General features: G+C 51.9%; 15 protein-coding genes. 14 read left to right on the top strand and 1 reads right to left on the bottom strand.

Annotated features, from left to right (window positions below; genetic code table 11):
- The first annotated feature begins 98 nt into the window (after positions 1–98).
- From lepA to hemW, 3 genes are read left to right on the top strand one after another with little or no spacing between them, the layout of a single operon-like run.
- On the top strand, positions 99–1910 hold the full coding sequence (gene lepA / locus HMPREF3192_RS04665) for a translation elongation factor 4 (RefSeq protein ID WP_066306065.1): 1812 nt from the start codon (positions 99–101) through the stop codon (positions 1908–1910).
- 1 nt (position 1911) lies between these two features.
- Positions 1912–3093 carry a tRNA dihydrouridine synthase gene (locus HMPREF3192_RS04660; RefSeq protein WP_082715652.1) on the top strand — a complete coding sequence of 394 codons (1182 nt, stop codon included), beginning with the start codon at positions 1912–1914 and terminating at the stop codon, positions 3091–3093.
- Positions 3086–4324, top strand: a complete 1239-nt coding sequence (hemW, locus tag HMPREF3192_RS04655; protein ID WP_066305859.1) for a radical SAM family heme chaperone HemW — start codon at positions 3086–3088, stop codon at positions 4322–4324. Before HMPREF3192_RS04660 ends, hemW begins: the two co-directional genes overlap by 8 nt.
- Here the strand turns inward: hemW and HMPREF3192_RS04650 are convergent.
- Positions 4321–4986, bottom strand: a complete 666-nt coding sequence (locus HMPREF3192_RS04650) for a histidine phosphatase family protein (protein WP_066305857.1) — start codon at positions 4984–4986, stop codon at positions 4321–4323. The two genes, hemW and HMPREF3192_RS04650, sit on opposite strands and share 4 nt — an antisense overlap.
- Before the next feature lie 264 nt (positions 4987–5250).
- On the opposite strand from HMPREF3192_RS04650, the gene HMPREF3192_RS04645 reads away from it, so the two are divergent.
- The 11 genes from HMPREF3192_RS04645 to HMPREF3192_RS04595 all read left to right on the top strand — a co-directional run bounded on the left by HMPREF3192_RS04645 (position 5251) and on the right by HMPREF3192_RS04595 (position 17671).
- Entirely contained in the window at positions 5251–6396 is a 1146-nt protein-coding gene (locus HMPREF3192_RS04645) for a DnaJ domain-containing protein (protein ID WP_231723364.1), read from the top strand.
- 98 nt (positions 6397–6494) lie between these two features.
- Positions 6495–7817, top strand: coding sequence for a DnaJ C-terminal domain-containing protein (locus HMPREF3192_RS04640; RefSeq protein WP_082715651.1), 1323 nt, complete (start codon positions 6495–6497; stop codon positions 7815–7817).
- Positions 7814–9097, top strand: a complete 1284-nt coding sequence (locus tag HMPREF3192_RS04635) for a MiaB/RimO family radical SAM methylthiotransferase (protein ID WP_066305855.1) — start codon at positions 7814–7816, stop codon at positions 9095–9097. The genes HMPREF3192_RS04640 and HMPREF3192_RS04635 overlap by 4 nt, the downstream gene beginning before the upstream one ends.
- Before the next feature lie 27 nt (positions 9098–9124).
- Positions 9125–10312 (top strand): PhoH family protein, encoded by a 1188-nt coding sequence (locus tag HMPREF3192_RS04630; protein WP_231723363.1) that lies wholly within the window; start codon positions 9125–9127, stop codon positions 10310–10312.
- Between the two features lie 2 nt (positions 10313–10314).
- Positions 10315–10839, top strand: coding sequence for an rRNA maturation RNase YbeY (gene ybeY, locus HMPREF3192_RS04625; protein ID WP_066305854.1), 525 nt, complete (start codon positions 10315–10317; stop codon positions 10837–10839).
- Positions 10836–11207, top strand: a complete 372-nt coding sequence (locus HMPREF3192_RS04620; RefSeq protein ID WP_066305851.1) for a diacylglycerol kinase family protein — start codon at positions 10836–10838, stop codon at positions 11205–11207. Before ybeY ends, HMPREF3192_RS04620 begins: the two co-directional genes overlap by 4 nt.
- A 14-nt stretch (positions 11208–11221) precedes the next feature.
- Positions 11222–12229, top strand: coding sequence for a GTPase Era (gene era, locus HMPREF3192_RS04615; RefSeq protein WP_082715650.1), 1008 nt, complete (start codon positions 11222–11224; stop codon positions 12227–12229).
- Positions 12230–12237: 8 nt separating this feature from the next.
- Positions 12238–12987, top strand: a complete 750-nt coding sequence (recO, locus tag HMPREF3192_RS04610) for a DNA repair protein RecO (RefSeq protein WP_066305845.1) — start codon at positions 12238–12240, stop codon at positions 12985–12987.
- Positions 12988–13144: 157 nt separating this feature from the next.
- Complete coding sequence (gene rpsO, locus HMPREF3192_RS04605; RefSeq protein WP_066305843.1) at positions 13145–13426, top strand: 30S ribosomal protein S15; 282 nt, start codon at positions 13145–13147, stop codon at positions 13424–13426.
- An 84-nt stretch (positions 13427–13510) separates the two neighbouring features.
- Positions 13511–15748 carry a polyribonucleotide nucleotidyltransferase gene (locus HMPREF3192_RS04600; protein WP_066305841.1) on the top strand — a complete coding sequence of 746 codons (2238 nt, stop codon included), beginning with the start codon at positions 13511–13513 and terminating at the stop codon, positions 15746–15748.
- Between the two features lie 258 nt (positions 15749–16006).
- On the top strand, positions 16007–17671 hold the full coding sequence (locus HMPREF3192_RS04595; protein ID WP_066305838.1) for a ribonuclease J: 1665 nt from the start codon (positions 16007–16009) through the stop codon (positions 17669–17671).
- Position 17672: the final 1 nt, after the last annotated feature.

The following is a 17672-nucleotide window of genomic DNA, read 5'->3' as shown; positions in this document are numbered from 1 at the left end:
TTCGAAATAATCTCTGTGAGGCCTCTTTCGTTGAGACACGGTGAGGTCAATTCAAGAAGTATAGCACGAAGGCTATGCTATACGCTATTATCTTTACTATGAATACATTTGATACTACACATATTCGCAACTTTTCTGTTGTTGCGCACATCGATCATGGCAAATCGACGATTTCGGATCGCATTTTAGAGCTCACGCATACGGTTGACCAACGTGATATGGCGTCTCAGCTTCTCGATAATATGGATATCGAGCGTGAGCGTGGTATCACCATCAAATCCAATGCCGTGCGCGTCATCTACCAGGCGCATGATGGGGAAAAGTATCAATTTAATCTTATTGATACGCCAGGGCATGTAGACTTTACCTACGAAGTCTCCCGCTCGCTTGCGGCCTGCGAAGGTGCCATTTTGGTAGTAGACGCAACCCAAGGCGTCGAGGCTCAGACGGTTTCCAACGCCAATCTCGCTATGAATGCAAACTTGGATATTTTGCCTGCCATCAACAAGATTGACCTGCCTTCGGCCATGCCCGAGCGCGTGTGTCACGAAATTGAGGATGAGCTGGCAATTCCCGCCGAAGATGCGGTGTGCGTCTCGGGCAAAACAGGCGAAGGTATCGCCGATCTTCTCGAAAGCATCGTGTACTTGATTTCTCCTCCGCAGGGTGATCCGCATAAACCTCTCAAGGCCCTCATTTTGGACTCCTATTTTGATGAGTATCGCGGCGTCGTGGCAACGGTGCGCATCTTTGATGGCGTCATGAAAAAGGGCCAGCAACTGCGTCTGATGGCCGCACAAACAAGCTTTTTGTGCGATGGCGTTGGCTGCAAGCGTCCTGCAGAAGTTTCCCTGCCTGAGCTTGGCGTGGGAGAAGTTGGCTTTATGGTGACTGGTTTGAAGGATCCCGCATTGGTCAAAACGGGCGACACGATTACCTATGAAGAGAACCCCACCGAAGAGCCCTGCCCTGGCTACCATGAAGCAAAACCCATGGTCTACACAGGCCTTTTTCCCGTTGACAACAAGCAGTACGAAAATCTTCGTGATGCTCTCGAGAAGCTCAAGGTAAATGACCCTTCGCTCACCTGGACGCCCGAAACAAGTGTGGCTTTGGGCTTTGGTTTTCGCGTGGGCTTCTTAGGGCTTCTCCACATGGAGGTGGTTAAGGAGCGCCTCGAGCGCGAGTTTGACCTTTCGCTCATCGCAACCTCGCCGTCCGTCAGCTATCACGTCTATGGCACTGATGGAAGCTGCCTTACCATTACCAGCCCACAAGATCTTCCCGAGCCGACACGCATCGATCACATTGATGAGCCGTATCTCAACGCTAAGGTTATTGTGCCTCCCGATTACATGGGTGCCGTGATGCAGCTTGTCGTCGAGCATCGTGGCGTGGTGCAAAACATGGTGTATCTTACCGATAAGAGCACCGAGGTACTGTTTGATATTCCTTTAGCGGAGCTTATTCTTGATTTCTTCGACCAGCTGAAGAGCAGGACCAAGGGCTATGCATCGCTCGATTACGAGATGGGCGAATATAAGGCCTCCGACCTCGTGAAACTCGATATTTTGCTCGCGGGTGAAGTGGTTGATGCCTTGTCATTTATTGTGCATCGCGAGAAGGCCTACGAGATGGGCCGTGCTCTGTGTGATCGCCTTAAAGAAATTATTCCGCGCCAGCAGTTTGAAGTGCCTATCCAGGGTGCTATTGGTAACAAAATTATCAGCCGTTCGACGGTCAAGGCTGTGCGTAAAGACGTACTCGCAAAATGCTACGGCGGCGATATTTCTCGTAAGCGCAAACTACTCGAAAAGCAAAAAGAGGGCAAGAAGCGCATGAAGCAGATTGGTTCTGTTGAGGTCCCGCAGGAAGCATTTTTGGCTGTTCTCAAAGTGGATGATGACTAGCATGAGTACTAAAACACCCGCCGAGGCTTCAGTTGCAACCGACCTTGCATCCGCTATCGCGTCCGATGCCGCTTCCGACGTAACGCTCGACACGGTACAAACCTTGCTTCAGCACTATGCCCCCACAGCGGGTCTGGCGTCCACCATAGCCGCAACCCCAGCTGGCGCAAGCATAGGCGAGCGTCTTCGCAAAAATCCTTTTGTCCTCGCACCCATGGCCGGCGTTTCCAACGCTGCCTATCGATTGATGGCGCGCGCTGGGGGAGCAGCCTGGGCAACAACTGAAATGGTTTCGGTCGCAGGCCTTCATTTTGAAAGTAAAAAAACCTGGGAGCTCGTGCTGCCCGATGCAGCTGAGCCCGACATTGTGGTGCAGCTTTTTGGTTCAAAACCTTCACAGTTTGCCGAAGCAGCTGAAGCAATAAGCCAGCGCCTCGGCTCGCGTTTGTTAGCGTTGGATATCAACATGGCCTGCCCTGTTCCTAAGGTCACGCGCAAAGGGGAGGGCTCGGCGCTTTTATCGGACGCCCCACTTGCCTGCGATATTGTGCGTGCGGTGCGCGAACATACGTCCGTGGAGGTCACTGCCAAGATTCGTCTTGGTCGTACCCCCGATGTCTTTGTGGCTTGCGAGTTTGCACAACAGCTCGAAGATGCAGGGATAGCCGCTCTTGGCGTGCATGGGCGCTTTGCATCACAGCTTTATCGCGGCCAGTCAGATTGGCAAGCTGTCGATAAGGTCGCGCGAAGTGTGACCCTTCCTGTCATCGCATCGGGCGACATTTTTACTGCTAACGCGACGTTTGACATGCTCAATAAAACGGCGTGCGCAGGGTGCTACATTGCCCGCGGCAGCTATGGAAATCCCTGGATTTTTGCTGATGCCCGCTCTTTATTGCGGGCGCAACAGAGCAGCTCAGTACAGCAAGACGACTCCGTAGCACAAGCACAGCAGCCTCCCGAACACCCATTGCGCTCGCGTCTTGCCGCCTTTGAACTGCACATTCGTTTGTTGCAGGCTACGGGCGCACCTCTAGTTTGTGCGAGAAGCTTAGCGGCATGGTATTTGCGTGGCATCCCGCAAGCGGCATCATATAGACAGCAGGCCGTGCAATGCACGACGCAGGAGCAATACCTCGATCTTCTCGACACCATTCGTAAAGAATGTTGCGACCATGCATAAACAGGTCTATGCCATCTACGTGCACATTCCTTTTTGCGTTAAGCGCTGCAGTTACTGTGACTTTTCTACGGCTGCTACCGCCAAAGATTCCTCCGTGCCTGAGCGCTATGTACAGGCACTCCTACGACAGATACAGCAATGCGCGCGTCTTGGGCTCCTCGACACGGTAAAAACGGTCTATATCGGCGGCGGTACACCCTCATTTCTTGGCGAGAAACTCGTCGATTTGGTGCGAGTACTTGCTCAAATTGGCTCGATCGAAGAGCTGAGCTGCGAAGCAAATCCTGAATCATTTACGGCTAAGCTTGCGGACGGGCTTGCCCGCGCAGGAGCAACGCGCATTTCGTTGGGAGTGCAATCGCTGGTTGATAAGGAGTTGCACGCCCTTGGTCGCGTTCACTCGGCCGCTACGGCGCGTCGTGCGATAGGCTACGCTCGCACGGCAGGTCTGGAGATCTCGGGCGATTTGATGTGTGGCATTCCTCTGCAAACAGCCTCGAGCTGGCGATATTCTCTGCAAGAGCTTGTGGCATGTGGCGTGCATCATGTGAGTGTGTATCCGCTGTCCATTGAAGAGCATACGCGATTTTGGGATCTGTGTATGAAGGGCTCGCTTGCGTGGCCCGATGCGGACGTGCAGGCGCAGATGATGACCACAGCGCAAAGCTACCTCGAGGCTCAGGGCTTTGCGCATTATGAGGTTGCGAGCTATGCCAAAGATCGCCGCTGGTGTCAGCACAATCTTGCCTACTGGACGGGGAAACCTTACATGGCCTTTGGTACGGCGTCTGCGGCCATGCTTTCGCGTGAAAGCTATGAGCAGCTGCGACAGATAGCGCCGCAGCTTTGTGCGCTTGCGAACAACATAGCACGTGTGCGCCTGCAAACCCTGACGCCTACCAGCGATTTTCTTGATGCACAAAGCCTTGCTGATATGAGCTACGATCTCGAGCTACTCACGCCTCAGCAGTCCGTGGCTGAAGATCTCATGCTTGCCACAAGAACCTCGTTTGGGATTTCGAGCGCGCTGTACACATACGCGCGGCACGTACTGGGAAAAACTGCCCTCGACCGCGCGCTTCTAGCCGCAGAAAAGCAGGGCCTATTGAGAAAAACTTCGAATCATGGCTTCGTTCCAACACAATCAGGCTGGCTTCTTGGCAATCAACTCTATGGCTTGTTATGGGATTTGGCAGAATCGCCCGTGGCACAGATGCAGACAGGAGCTTAAAGCAGCTTAGGGTGTTGAGCGGCAAACTCTTTTGACGATAGGGGCAGCACGCTAAGGCTAAAGTGATCGTCATTGGCATCAATAATGCCAATGGAAGCATTGCTGACACGCACGCAGCGACTTAGATACATTTTTTTAAAGAAGGGCGCGTCCAAAAATTCCAACACTAAATAGCGCACCAAACCACCATGTGCAACCACGAGGATCTTATCGCCATCCTGCGCTTGCTTGTACATATCGACAAATACTTGCCGCATGCGAGTCCGCAGTTCGTGGTGAGTTTCTCCGCCGAGGCTTCTAAAATCCTGTCGTAAAAATGCCCAGGTAAACTCCCATTTATGTTGTTCAAAAGGCTTGCCATCAATGCGACCAAAGGATATTTCCTTAAGACGATCGTCGAGCGTCATGGTAGGGGTGGCCTTATCGGGCGTGTGCGTTTGTGCATCCATGATAATTTGAGCGGTGTGAACTGCTCGGCCCAAGGGTGAGGCATAGCAGCGGGCGAAGGGAACGTTTTGCAAAGTATGTGCCGTATCGTTTACAAGGTACAGATGCTCATCGGTTAAATCAGAATCAACAAGCCCACCCTGGATGATGCGCTTGCAGTTGTAATGCGTTTTTCCGTGGCGTACATAGTAAAACGTCACATGCTTTTTGCTCATTGCGTATGGTTCCTCACGTTTTGTTGCGTTGTACTTCGTATTATACCCGAGTGTTTTTGGAGCTTATAAGCTTCGGCAGTCTTCTCGACATACTCATGATTATTCCTAAAAGCTGCACGTAGTATGTATAATTGCTCTATATGCTTAAAATGAAGCAATTTGGATATAATTCATCGAGCAGTATGGTGCACGTCGCGCAGCGACCGCACACCACCCGCGAGCAGCGCGCGCAAGCAGCGACAATCACAAGATAAGGATGTATCGGTGGCCGCAATAAACGAAAAAGATTACTACAGCATCTTAGGGGTTTCCTCTCAGGCAACCACCGAGGAAATTCGTCGTGCGTTTCAAAAAAAAGCACGCAAATTGCATCCCGATATTAATAAATCATCTGATGCAGAGCAGCAGTTCAAAGAGGTGTCGGAAGCTTATGCGGTACTCTCGGACGAGGCTAAGCGTCGCCGCTATGATGCACTGCGTAGCGGCAATCCCTTTGCGGGCGCGCAAGGCTGGGCAGGTTCTTCTGCGCCGGCAGGTTCGTCTTCTTCTGGTTATGACGATTTTTCGAGCTGGGGTTTTGGTGGTGCCAAATGGGGGTCTCCTTTTGAGTGGGGCTCGCCATTTGGTGGATCTTCTCGGCAGCGAACAACACAAGCGCGTTCGTACAATCCCAAGGTGGGTGCAGACGTGGTGTATCAAATGGACTTTGATTTTGATGCCGCAAAAAATGGCACGACGCGTGGCATTACCTATAACCACTTTACCTGCTGTGATGCTTGTCATGGCAAGGGTTCGGTGCACGTTAATGAAGCCGTGATGTGTCCCACCTGTTCGGGTTCGGGTCGTATTTCGGTGGACCTGATGTCCATTTTGGGCTTTGGAGCGCTCGAGATGGTATGTCCGGAATGCGAAGGCACGGGTAAGGTTGTTGTTGACCCCTGTGATGTGTGCTCTGGTTCTGGTCGTGTGTTGAGCGCCAGCGAAATACTGGTGACTATACCTGCGGATTCGCACGATGGTGATGTAGTTCGTCTTGCGAGCAAAGGCAATGCGGGAACCAATGGGCAAGCTGCTGGAGACTTTGTGTTTAGAATTGGCGTTCCGAGTGAACGTTTGGAACCTGTACAAGCGTTTGGCTTCAGGCTCTTTGGTGTCGTACTGCCGTTCTTTATCTACAACAGCTTCTTCTCGTCTTCGCTATGGACCTTTAGCTTTGCTTTTTCGCTGCCGATGCTGCTGGCGTTGTATCTTATTTTTTCACGTGGCATTCTTAAAAAGCGCCTCCGTTGGTGGAAAAACGCTGGTCGTGTCTTAGCGGATGGCCTGTTTAATGGCTTTGTCATTTTAGTATTTTTGAACTTCATGGCATCCTGCATGTCGGGGAGACTTTTCTCGCCGCGGCGGTGGTAAATATGGCGTGGGTACAGGCGGTGGTAAATACGGCGCTGGTGCAGACGCTGGTAAAAGTTGGTAGAGAAACCGAAGAGGATTAAGAAAAAGGATTGGGTTTGGCTGCTTCAAAAGATTACTACGAGGTGTTGGGCGTTTCGCGCGATGCTGACGCAAAAACGATTAAGCGAGCATTTTTAAAGCTTGCGCGCAAAGTACATCCAGATGTTTCGGATGACCCTGATGCCGAGAAGAAATTTAAAGACATCAACGAGGCCTATTCGGTCTTATCGGACGAGACTCGTCGTGCTAATTACGATCGTTACGGCGACCCCGATGGTCCTGGTGGCTTTGCTGGCGACTATGTCGACATGTCCGATCTGTTTAATAACTTTGGCGTGGGCGATATCTTCTCGTCATTCTTTGGTGGCATGGGTCATGGTGCCGCAGCACAAGCGCAAAATACCCGCGGGCGTGATATGGGCTTAACCCTGCAAATCACGCTTGAGGAAGCAGCACGTGGATGCACTAAAACGGTAGCCTATGAGCGTCTTGCTACCTGCGATGACTGTAATGGATCGGGCGTGGGCGCGCATGGCAGCGTGAAGCAATGTTCGTACTGCCACGGTTCGGGCCGTCGTGTCATTGTGCAGCAGACTATTTTTGGTGCGCAGCAAATTCAAACGATGTGTTCTGAGTGCGGCGGCACGGGCCAGCATATCGAAGGTGCCTGTGACACTTGTGCGGGCCAGGGTCGTGCTCCGTCTCGTGAAAAAGTGCAGGTCGATATTCCTGCTGGTATTCATTCGGGTCAGTCGCTTCGAGTGTCGGGCCGCGGCGAGGCGGGCGTGCGCAACAAGCCCTCGGGCGATTTGCTCATCACCATTGCCATCGAGTCTCATCCACAGTTCAAGCGCCAGGGCGACGACCTGTTTTACACGCTGGACATCGATGCGTTTGAGGCAATGCTTGGTGCCACGTGCGTCATCGATGGTATTTTGCCTGACGAGAAGATCACGATCGAGGTGCCCGCTGGCTGCCAGTATGGCCAACAGCTCGTATGTGCCCGCCATGGTATGCCGCGTCTTTCAAGCTCGGCTCGCGGAAGCCTTATTGTGACAGTGACAATCAGCATTCCTCGCGATTTGGATGCTCATGTACGCGAAGCACTTGCCGCGGTGCAAAAGTCGCTTTCGGGCGAGAAGGATGCTGTTGACGGTGACGACGCCGATTCCACTGGAGCTCCTGAGAAGACCAACGAGGCTGATGCGGCCCCTGACGCCGCGGATGCGGATGCCACTACCAGCGCTGATACCGCGCCCGACAAACCTACGAAAAAACGCAGCTCTTCTCAACCGTCTAAGAACAGCAAAAAGAAACGTGTGTCTCATACGTCGCGCGCAAAAGCTGCGTCTCGCTCACGCAAGGGACATCACAAATGAACGGAACAACACCACGGCTGGCTTTTGTTAACCTGGGTTGTCGCGTTAATCGCGTTGAGCTTGATGATATGGCATATACTGCAGAACGCTTAGGTGCACAAATCGTTCCAGCTGAAGAAGCAGATTTAGTAGTCATTAATACCTGTGCTGTTACGGGAGAGGCCGAAGCCAAGACACGCAAGGCCATTCGCAAACATGCGGCACTGCCGCAATCTCCGCTGGTGCTTGCAACAGGTTGTGTTGCGGCGCTGTTTTCCAATGAACTTACCCAGCTCGGCGAGCACGTGCTTGTCGAAATCGACAAGCGTCACGTCCCGCTTCGCGCCATGCAAGAGCTCGGCTTTGTTGTCGATACGCGCAACCTTGTTCCCAAAGAGCAACTGCAAAGTATTTTGACACCAACGGGCCGCACTCGTCCCGGCATTAAAATTCAAGACGGCTGTGATCACCGTTGTACCTTTTGCATCGTCTGGAAGGCCCGTGGGCCAGGACGATCCTTGCCCTACGAACAGGTTGTTGAGCGCGTGCAGGAACAGTACGATCAAGGTGTGAAGGAAGTCGTACTTACGGGCATCAACCTGGGTTGTTATCACACGCACTACAACAATAAAGATTGCGACATAGCCACCCTTCTCGAAAATCTGCTTAAAGATACTGACATCTCGCGCATTCGCTTATCGTCTATCGAGCCGCAGGATGTAAGTGGGCATCTTTTGGATGTTATCGCGCATTCGTCGGGGCGCATTGCTTCGTACCTACATATTCCGCTGCAGTCGGGCTGTGATGCGACGCTACGGCGCATGGGAAGGGCGTATACCCTCGACGACTACATGGCAACCATCCAGCTCGCCAAAAAAATGCTCCCTTCGCTTTCGCTTGGCTGTGATCTTATCGTTGGTTTTCCTGGCGAGACGGATGAGGAGTTTGCGCAGAGTATGCAAACCTGCAAAGAGGCATTCTTCACAAAGATGCACATCTTCCGTTACTCCAAGCGTCCTGGCACGCCCGCAGCTCAAGCTCCCAATCAGGTTGATCCGCAGGTCATGAATGAGCGTGCAAAACATGCTCGCGAGCTGGCAATTTATATGCGTCAAGCATCCGCCGCCTCGTTGGCAGGAAAAACGGATTACGTGGTTATACAGGGTCGAAATCGTGGCGTTTCCTCGGGATTATTTGATGTACAGCTCAATAGTCACAACCTTCATGGTATGTATAACTGTATGATTGATGCAGTGCGTGGTACAACGCTTCTGGCGCATATCATCCAGCCTAAGGCGTAATGCACAAGGCGTAATGTTTGGAGGAACATGGAGCCCTGTCTGCTTCGTTTGACTATTCCTGATACTGTTGATCTGCTGGAGCTCATGGGGCCAGCAGATGCTTACTTGCGCAGCATTGAAGCTTCCTGGGACGTTTTTATCGTTGTTCGAGGAACGATGATCTCGGTTAAAGGTCCCCGTGTGGATGTTGCGCAGGTTATCGAGGTATTCTCCGAGCTTATCGACCAAATTGGGGCTGGTATTGCTCCTACCAAGAACAGCGTCGAGTTGCTTATTGATGCTGTAAAACATGCAAACTGCACCAGCGCGGCTGCAAATTCGGACGCGAGTGCAGCTCATAGTGCCGCTCATAGCATGACAGCCAACAGCGCTTCCATCGCAGGTCTAAATCAGGCGACGAGCAGCACAAATCTCCCGACGAGAGAGAGTACTTCAAAAACAGGCGCGCCTAAAAAAACGCCTGACGTGATTTTGCATGTCCACGGAAGAGCAATTTATCCCAAAACTGAGGGACAAACGCGCTACGTCGAAGCAATTCGGAACAATCTTATAACCTTTGGTACGGGACCTGCTGGCACGGGCAAAACCTATCTTGCGATGGCCATGGCGGTCTCGGCGCTGCAAAAAAGAGAAGTAAGTCGTATCATCTTAACGCGTCCCGTCGTCGAAGCAGGGGAGTCTTTAGGCTTTTTACCTGGCACACTGGAAGAGAAGTTGGATCCCTACATTCGTCCTTTGTACGACGCACTGTGTGATATACAGGATATGGAAAAGCTGCCCTTGCTCATGGAGCAGCACATCATTCAAATCGTGCCCTTGGCTTTTATGCGAGGTCGCACCTTTAACGATGCCTTCGTCATTTTGGATGAAGCACAAAACACGACACCGCAGCAAATGAAAATGTTTTTAACACGCCTGGGATTTGGCTCTCGCTTTATCATCACAGGCGATATGTCACAGCGCGATGTGTTGGGTGAGAATGGCCTCGTCTCGGCACGCACAATTTTAAAAGACATCGATGACATTGCCTTTATTGAGCTGAACGCCAAAGACATTGTACGCCACCGTTTGGTGGCACGCATTGTTGACGCCTACGCGGCAGCGGAAGCTCACTCGCAAGTATCAGCGTGCCGACGAGTGCAAACTCGCCCGCAAACAGAAGCACACACCCACACAAGCATCCATGCACAAACAGCAGCACAAGGGGAGGAATAAGCATGACCGTAAGCGTTGATATATTTTGTGAGGACGGCGTGGTTGCGCCCTTAGCACAAGATGAAATAGAAAACCTCGCTTTAACGGTGCTGCAGGACCGCCAAGTCACACGCGATTGCTGCATTTCTCTATCATTTGTTTCTGATAAAAGCATCGCCGAGCTCAATGAGCGTTGGCGCATGATTTCTGCGCCAACGGACGTGCTTTCGTTCGAGATGGAGCATCCCGACGACCCCGATCTTCTCGATAATGAACACTGCGAACTGGGCGACATCGTCATTGCTCCAGCGTATGTGCAGGCGCAGGCGCAAACGTTTGGCACCAGTTTTAATGACGAGGTACGTCTTATGCTGGTCCATGGCGTCCTTCATTTGATGGGCTACGACCACATGGAGGAAGATGAGGCACATGTGATGCAGGGCATTGAAGATAGGCTTTTGCAGCAGATCCCTACCGATAAGACCTTGACGACGGTAGTTTTGACGCGTCATCGTGAAGAAGGCATGGAAGGTAGTACACACGCATGATTCCAGGTTCATCAAACGATCATCCGAGCTTCGCCCGAAGCTTTTACTTCGCTATCAAGGGGTTTCTGTGTGCGCTCAAAACGGAGCGTAACATCCGCGTTATGCTGACTATTGCATGTTTGGCCTGTTTAGTGGGTGTGTTTGTGAAGCTGAGCTTTACGGGATGGGCTGTCGTGTTGCTTGGTAGTGGCATGGTCATTTCGGCCGAACTTATCAACACCTCTATCGAGACGGTTGTCGATTTAGCCTCACCCGAGCTACACCCCCTTGCAAAGCGCGCAAAGGATATCGCCGCCGCTTCCGTCTGGATTTTATGCATCTTTGTGGCACTTGCTGGTGTGCTCGTATTCGCCCAAGCGCTTATTTAGAGAAAGTTACGACCATGACTCACGATGAACATACGCATGACGACCATCTTGCCGATGGCTCCATTGACGCTGGCGAGAAGCCCGAGCAAAGCGAGCGCAGTGACACAAGTGACACAAGTGAAAAAACCCCAGCATTTCGCAGTGGTTTTGTAGCGCTGGTTGGGCGTCCCAACGTTGGTAAATCTACACTCATCAATGCGTGTATGAATAAACGTCTCGCGATCACCAGCCCTGTGGCGCAAACTACGCGTCGCCGTCTGCGTTGCATCTTAACCGACGAGGATTCGCAAATCATTATGGTTGACACTCCTGGTCTGCATAAACCAAAGGATGCCTTGGGCAATCAGCTCAACAAAACAGCGTTGGCAAGTCTTGCTGATGTTGATGCGGTAGCGCTGCTCATTGATGCCACTAAAGTTGTTGGTCGAGGGGATCAGTGGGTGGCTCGTCATGTGAATGAGGTTTCCGCGCGCAAGTTTCTTATCATCTCCAAAGCCGACATTGCCACACCTGAGCAGGTACGCAATCAAATTGACGCTGCAAGCAAGCTTGGGGATTTTGATGATGTGCTTGTGGTATCGTCGGTGTCACAGTTTAACGTGGATGCATTTCTCGACATGGTGCGAGCCTGCCTTCCCGAAGGGCCACATTGGTTTGCGGAAACCGATGATACTGATGCCACCGACGAAGATCTAGTAGCAGAATTTGTACGCGAAAAAGTGCTTCTGTTATGCAAGCAAGAAATACCACATTCGGTGGCAGTTACCTGCGATTCCATAAGCTGGACTTCCAAAAACCATGCTTCCATTGAAGCAAGCATTTTGGTCGAGCGCGAAAGCCAGAAGCACATTGTTATTGGTCGTGCGGGCCAGATGATCAAAAAGATTGGCATGCAAGCACGTAAAGATATTGAGCATCTGTTTGGTTGCACAGTCTTTTTATCACTTGAGGTAAAGGTGCGCCCTCTGTGGCGCCGCGATCAAAATGAGATACGCCGTCTTGGTTATGACGCAAGTGAGTAGTGAGCGTTATGGCAAAAACGCGCACCTATCGCACGCGCGGTATCGTGCTACACAAAACAAAACTATCGGAACAGGATCTTATTCTTACGTTGTTGTCCGACGATGGTTGCCAGCGTCAAGCGGTGGCAAAAGGCGCCCGCAAGCCGCAGGGGCGCCTGGCGGCACGCTGCGATTTGTTTTGCGAGGTGGATTTTTTGCTGGCGCACGGCCGCTCGCTCGACATCGTTTCTGAGGCATCCCTAATTGATTCTCATCAAAGTTTGCGTGCTGACATCGAGCGCATGAGCGCCGCTTCTTGTTTGTGTCAAATGGCACAAACAAGCTCGTATTCAGATGCCTGTGACAAGTTTTTATATCCCTTGCTGCGTCGTGCAATACAAGCTATTGAGCAGGCGAGTTCGACCGATCTTCTTGACGTGATGATTGCCGCCTATGTGTTTAAGGTACTTGCACACGCTGGTTGGCGCCCTCAGCTCGATGAGTGCATTAGCTGTGGCGATGCAGTAGTGTCTCGTTTTTCGGCACTGCTGGGCGGTGTTGTGTGTGAAAGTTGTGCGTCAGAACACGAGGGTTGTGAGGAGATTTCGACTGGCGAAATCTCGTGGATTAAAGCGCTGCTCAACCTCACCTTTGATGAACTTTTAGCAGCTCAGGTGGATACCAACACTGCAAATTTCCTCGTATGCACGGCACATATCTGGGCGTCCACGCACCTCGAGTGTCGCTTCAAAGCATTTGAATACTATTTGAGTTTATGAAGTCGTAACAAGTTGTCAGGTCTTATCTGCTGCTTTTTTGTTATACTTCTGTTCGTTTGTCATACCCAAGTTTCGTTTATACCGACCACTTCGATATGTACGCAGCTTTGGGTGTATCGTTTTGTTGTGTCGTATGACACAAGAAAGGTGGAGTAGCATGGCTACCATTACAACGCAGCAGATTGCTGACATCATTAAAGAGTTCGGCAAAAGCGAGAAGGACTCTGGAAGCGCCCGTGTACAGGTCGCAATTCTTTCTACGCGCATTAAGAATTTGACCGAGCACATGAAGTCTCATCCTAAGGACTTCCACACTCGTCGTGGTCTGTTGATGCTGGTAGGTCAGCGCCGTCGTTTGCTTTCCTACATTAAGCGTAACGATATTACGGAATATCGTGACCTTATTGCACGTTTGGGCATTCGTGACAACGTCCAATAACAAGGTAATGAAAAGGACGCGACCTGCGTCCTTTTTTCTTGAGGCCCGTCTACAATACGGTAGGCGGAGGTAAGGGGAAATAGTATGACAAAAGTTACTCATGAGTTTGAGCTGTATGGTAAACACTACACGCTTCAAGCAGGTGAGCTCGCTAAGCAGGCAACTGGTGCTTGTTTAGTACAATGTGGCGATACGACCGTCCTGTTGACGGCGGTTGTTTCGGACGAGCGCAAGGATTACGACTTCTTTCCATTAACCGTTGATTTCGTCGAAAAGATGTACGCGGTTGGTCGTATCCCTGGCGGCTATCTCAAGCGTGAATCGCGTCCTTCCGAGAAAGCCACGCTGACGGCACGCATGATTGATCGTCCTTTGCGCCCTAGTTTTCCAGAAGGTTTCCGTAATGAAGTACAGGTTGTTGCTACCTCGCTGGTAGCCGACCAAATCCATCCCGTTGACACCATCTGTGTTATGGCAGCTTCTTCCGCGTTGATGGTTGGTGGCGTCACCTTTGAAGGCCCCTTGGCCTGCGTGCGCATTGGTCGTGATAAGACCACGGGCGAGTTTATGGTGAACCCCACCTACGAAGAGCGCGAAAATTCCGATCTTGATCTTGAGCTCGCGGGCTCGGCAGACTTTATCTCAATGCTCGAGGCTGGCGCCGACGAGATCTCCGAAGCCGACATGCTTGCCGCTATGGCTTTTGGCCAGCAGGCTATTGCAGCATTTTGTGAAGAACAAAAGACCTTTATCGCTAAATATGAACAGGTCAACGGTCCTATCGAGAAGCGTATCTACGAACTTGATCAGCCCTGCGAAGAGGTGCACCAGCGCGTCTTTGCTCACTATGACGAGATGAGTACTGCCCTGAAGCACGCTGACAAGCAGTCTCGTATGCAGCGTGTGGCCGATCTTATGGATCAGATTCGCGCAGAGTTCACTGACGAGGAGCTCGAAGAGTGGTCGCGTCCATTGGCACTCGAGCTTAAAACACTCGAGAAGCACGCGATGCGCATGATGGTTGTCCAAACGGGCGAGCGCGTTGATGGTCGTACTGCCCAAGAAGTTCGTCCGCTGATGGTTAAGCCCGACTATTTGCCTTTGGTACACGGTTCTGGTTTGTTCCAACGTGGGCAAACGCAGGTCTTATCGGTAGCAACGCTGGGCATGCTCAACGAGTGGCAACGCCTCGATACGATTGAGCCTGTCGAGGGCAAGCGCTACATTCACCATTACAATTTCCCGCCGTACTGCACGGGCGAAGTAGGCCGCATGGGTAGCCCCAAGCGTCGCGAGCTTGGTCACGGTGCGTTGGCGGAGCGTGCTTTACTGCCCGTCATTCCGTCCGAAGAAGAGTTCCCCTACGCTATTCGCGTGGTGTCGGAGGTTATGGAGTCCAACGGCTCATCCTCAATGGCTTCTACCTGCGGTTCTACTTTGGCTCTTATGGATGCTGGCGTTCCCATTAAGCGCCCCGTTTCGGGCGTGGCTATGGGCCTGATCCAGGAGGATGGCAAGACAGTGGTTTTGACCGACATCCAGGGGCTCGAGGACTTCTTGGGCGACATGGACTTTAAGGTCACAGGTACCGAGCGCGGCATTACCGCCATGCAAATGGACAACAAAGCGACGGGTCTGACGCCCGAAATCTTTAAGCAGGCTATGCAACAATCTCACGAGGGCCGTATGCACATCCTCAAGGCGATGCTCGAAGCCATTCCTGAGCCCCGCGCACACACCAAAGAGACAGCTCCTCAGATCATTAGCTTCTCCATTCCTGTTGATAAGATTCGCGAGGTCATTGGCAGTGGCGGCAAAGTCATTCGTGCCATCCAGGATGAGACGGGCGCCACGATTGACATCCAAGAAGACGGAACAATCTACATCGCTGGTGTTGGTGGTGCAGGCGAGGCCGCTGAAGAGCGTGTAAAGATGATCATTAAGGTTCCCGAGGTCGGCGAGGAGTATGTTGGCCGTGTGGTTGGCATCCAGCCCTTTGGCGCCTTTGTCGAGCTGCTTCCTGGTAAAGACGGCCTGCTGCACATCTCGCACATGGCACAGGGTCGTGTCGATAAGGTCGAGGATGTCCTGACCATCGGCGATGAAGTCAAGGTCAAGGTCATTGAGGTGGCCGAGAATGGCAAGATTTCGCTTGATCGTCTTGATAAGCCCGAGCTTGCTTCCAACAACCACCCTGGTCGCTCCTTCAAAAAGCAGGGATTTGCTGACGGTCGCCCCGCGCCACGGAAGCGCAATCACGCTTCTGGCTCCGAGGCGCACGCACCCGCGCGCATGCCACGCCGTCATCACGAAGGCGCGTAGCGTGTAAGGTACCTCAGCACGCGCCGGGCTTCTCGTCCGCACGTAAGCGGTCGGGCATCCTTCAAAAACGCGCATCGTAGCACGTCGCACATGTAATTTTTCTAAGCGGTTGGGTTATCACGACCTAACCGCTTTTTAGCGCCGCCAATACGGGTATAGTTACATAAACAGCACATTCGCGCATAAGCTCACACGTAGCTATCCATAGTAAGTAAAACGCAGTACTACAACACAGTACAAGAGAGAAAGTACAACGGTATGCCAAAAAATAAACCGCCTTTAAAGATTATTCCTTTGGGAGGCCTTGACGGCATTGGTAAGAACATGACCTGCTTTGAATATGGCAACGACATGATTCTTATTGACGCTGGCTTGATGTTTCCCGACGATGACCAACCAGGTATTGACCTGGTGTTGCCCGACTACACCTACGTTTTAGAGAATGAAGAGAAGCTCCGCGGTATTATCATCACCCATGGTCATGAAGACCACACGGGTGCTTTGCCGTACTTGCTTCAGGACTTAAATCCGCAGGTACCCATCTATTCCAGTAAATTAACACTGGGCTTTGTCGAGGGCAAACTTGCTGAACATCGCATTCAAAATCGGAAGCTGTGTGAAGTCTCGGATGGTGCGCGCATTCAGCTGGGTGCCTTCACGGTTAATTTCTTCTCGATGACGCACTCCATTCCAGGCGCTCTGGGAATCTTTTTCCAGACGCCACAGGGAAGTGTTATGCACACGGGCGACTTTAAGCTCGACCAGACGCCCATCGATGGCGTGCTTCCCAATTACTACGCCATCAACAGCTTTGCACATCAGGGCATTGACCTGCTCTTAAGCGACTCAACCAACGCAACCAAGCCCGGCTACACGCCTTCCGAGGCCGAAGTAGGCGCGTCGCTTCGTCACATCATTAAAAATGCAACGGGCAAAATTTTTGTCTCATCCTTCGCAAGCCATATCCATCGCTTGCAGCAGATTTGCAATTTTGCAACCGCTTGTGGACGCAAAGTCGTGGTCACTGGCCGTTCCATGGTGACCAACACACGCATTGCCCGCCAGCTGGGCTACTTGCATATCGCCGACTCCGACATTATTGACGCTTACGACATTGATGAGCTTCCTGACGATAAGGTCATTGTGTTGTGCACTGGAAGCCAGGGCGAGCCTCTAAGTGCATTGGCGCGCATGGCCAACGGTGAACATAAGTCGTTAACGATTACCGCCTCTGACACGGTGATTATCTCGGCATCACCCGTTCCTGGTAACGAGCGTAGCGTACAAAGCATCATCAATTCGCTCTCGAAAATTGGCTGCACCATTTACGATAAGAGCAACACCTTGGTGCACGTCTCGGGTCATAGCTCGCAAGAAGAGCTTAAGCTCTTCTTAGCGATGACTCACCCACGGAACTTTGCGCCAGTCCACGGCGAGGCAGTACATTTGCGCGCTCATGCCAAATTGGGCCGCCTTATGGGCGTTAAGCCCGAGAATATCTTCGTGCTCGATAATGGCGATACGCTCGAGATGCGCAACGGTCAGGTGTGTATTGGCACCCCCGTTGAATCGGGTCTTGTATATGTCGATGGCTTGAACGTTGGCGCAACCGAGCCCGCCGTGCTGCGCGATCGTCAAAAGTTATCGCAAGATGGTATGGTGACTTGCTTTGTTGCCATCGCTTCTCGCGATCGGCGCGTCTCCGAGATCGAAATTTCTTGTCGTGGTGTCTCCTTTGCCAACGATGAGGACCTCCTCAGTGGCGCGCAAGATTCAGTTCGTGATACCCTTACAAGGGCAGCAAACAATACAGGCTCTTCCTTAGAGACCCTCAAGAAAGCTGCACGTAACAACCTATCTAATTATTTGTGGAATAAGACCCACACGCGTCCGATTGTTATTCCGGTCGTGATGGAGGTTTAAA

Origin of the sequence: Atopobium deltae (assembly GCF_001552785.1) — a bacterium.
GTDB classification, from domain to species: Bacteria; Actinomycetota; Coriobacteriia; order Coriobacteriales; family Atopobiaceae; genus Atopobium; species Atopobium deltae.
Note: the sequence above shows the minus strand (reverse complement) of the source record. Positions and strands in the feature narration are given on the sequence as shown.

Excerpts from the sequence above, each read along its gene's own strand:
- lepA (WP_066306065.1), top strand. The coding sequence starts at position 99 with ATGAATACATTTGATACTACACATATTCGCAACTTTTCTGTTGTTGCG.
- HMPREF3192_RS04660 (WP_082715652.1), top strand. The coding sequence starts at position 1,912 with ATGAGTACTAAAACACCCGCCGAGGCTTCAGTTGCAACCGACCTTGCA.
- hemW (WP_066305859.1), top strand. The coding sequence starts at position 3,086 with ATGCATAAACAGGTCTATGCCATCTACGTGCACATTCCTTTTTGCGTT.
- HMPREF3192_RS04650 (WP_066305857.1), bottom strand. The coding sequence starts at position 4,986 with ATGAGCAAAAAGCATGTGACGTTTTACTATGTACGCCACGGAAAAACG.
- HMPREF3192_RS04635 (WP_066305855.1), top strand. The coding sequence starts at position 7,814 with ATGAACGGAACAACACCACGGCTGGCTTTTGTTAACCTGGGTTGTCGC.
- HMPREF3192_RS04630 (WP_231723363.1), top strand. The coding sequence starts at position 9,125 with ATGGAGCCCTGTCTGCTTCGTTTGACTATTCCTGATACTGTTGATCTG.
- ybeY (WP_066305854.1), top strand. The coding sequence starts at position 10,315 with ATGACCGTAAGCGTTGATATATTTTGTGAGGACGGCGTGGTTGCGCCC.
- HMPREF3192_RS04620 (WP_066305851.1), top strand. The coding sequence starts at position 10,836 with ATGATTCCAGGTTCATCAAACGATCATCCGAGCTTCGCCCGAAGCTTT.
- era (WP_082715650.1), top strand. The coding sequence starts at position 11,222 with ATGACTCACGATGAACATACGCATGACGACCATCTTGCCGATGGCTCC.
- recO (WP_066305845.1), top strand. The coding sequence starts at position 12,238 with ATGGCAAAAACGCGCACCTATCGCACGCGCGGTATCGTGCTACACAAA.
- rpsO (WP_066305843.1), top strand. The coding sequence starts at position 13,145 with ATGGCTACCATTACAACGCAGCAGATTGCTGACATCATTAAAGAGTTC.
- HMPREF3192_RS04600 (WP_066305841.1), top strand. The coding sequence starts at position 13,511 with ATGACAAAAGTTACTCATGAGTTTGAGCTGTATGGTAAACACTACACG.
- HMPREF3192_RS04595 (WP_066305838.1), top strand. The coding sequence starts at position 16,007 with ATGCCAAAAAATAAACCGCCTTTAAAGATTATTCCTTTGGGAGGCCTT.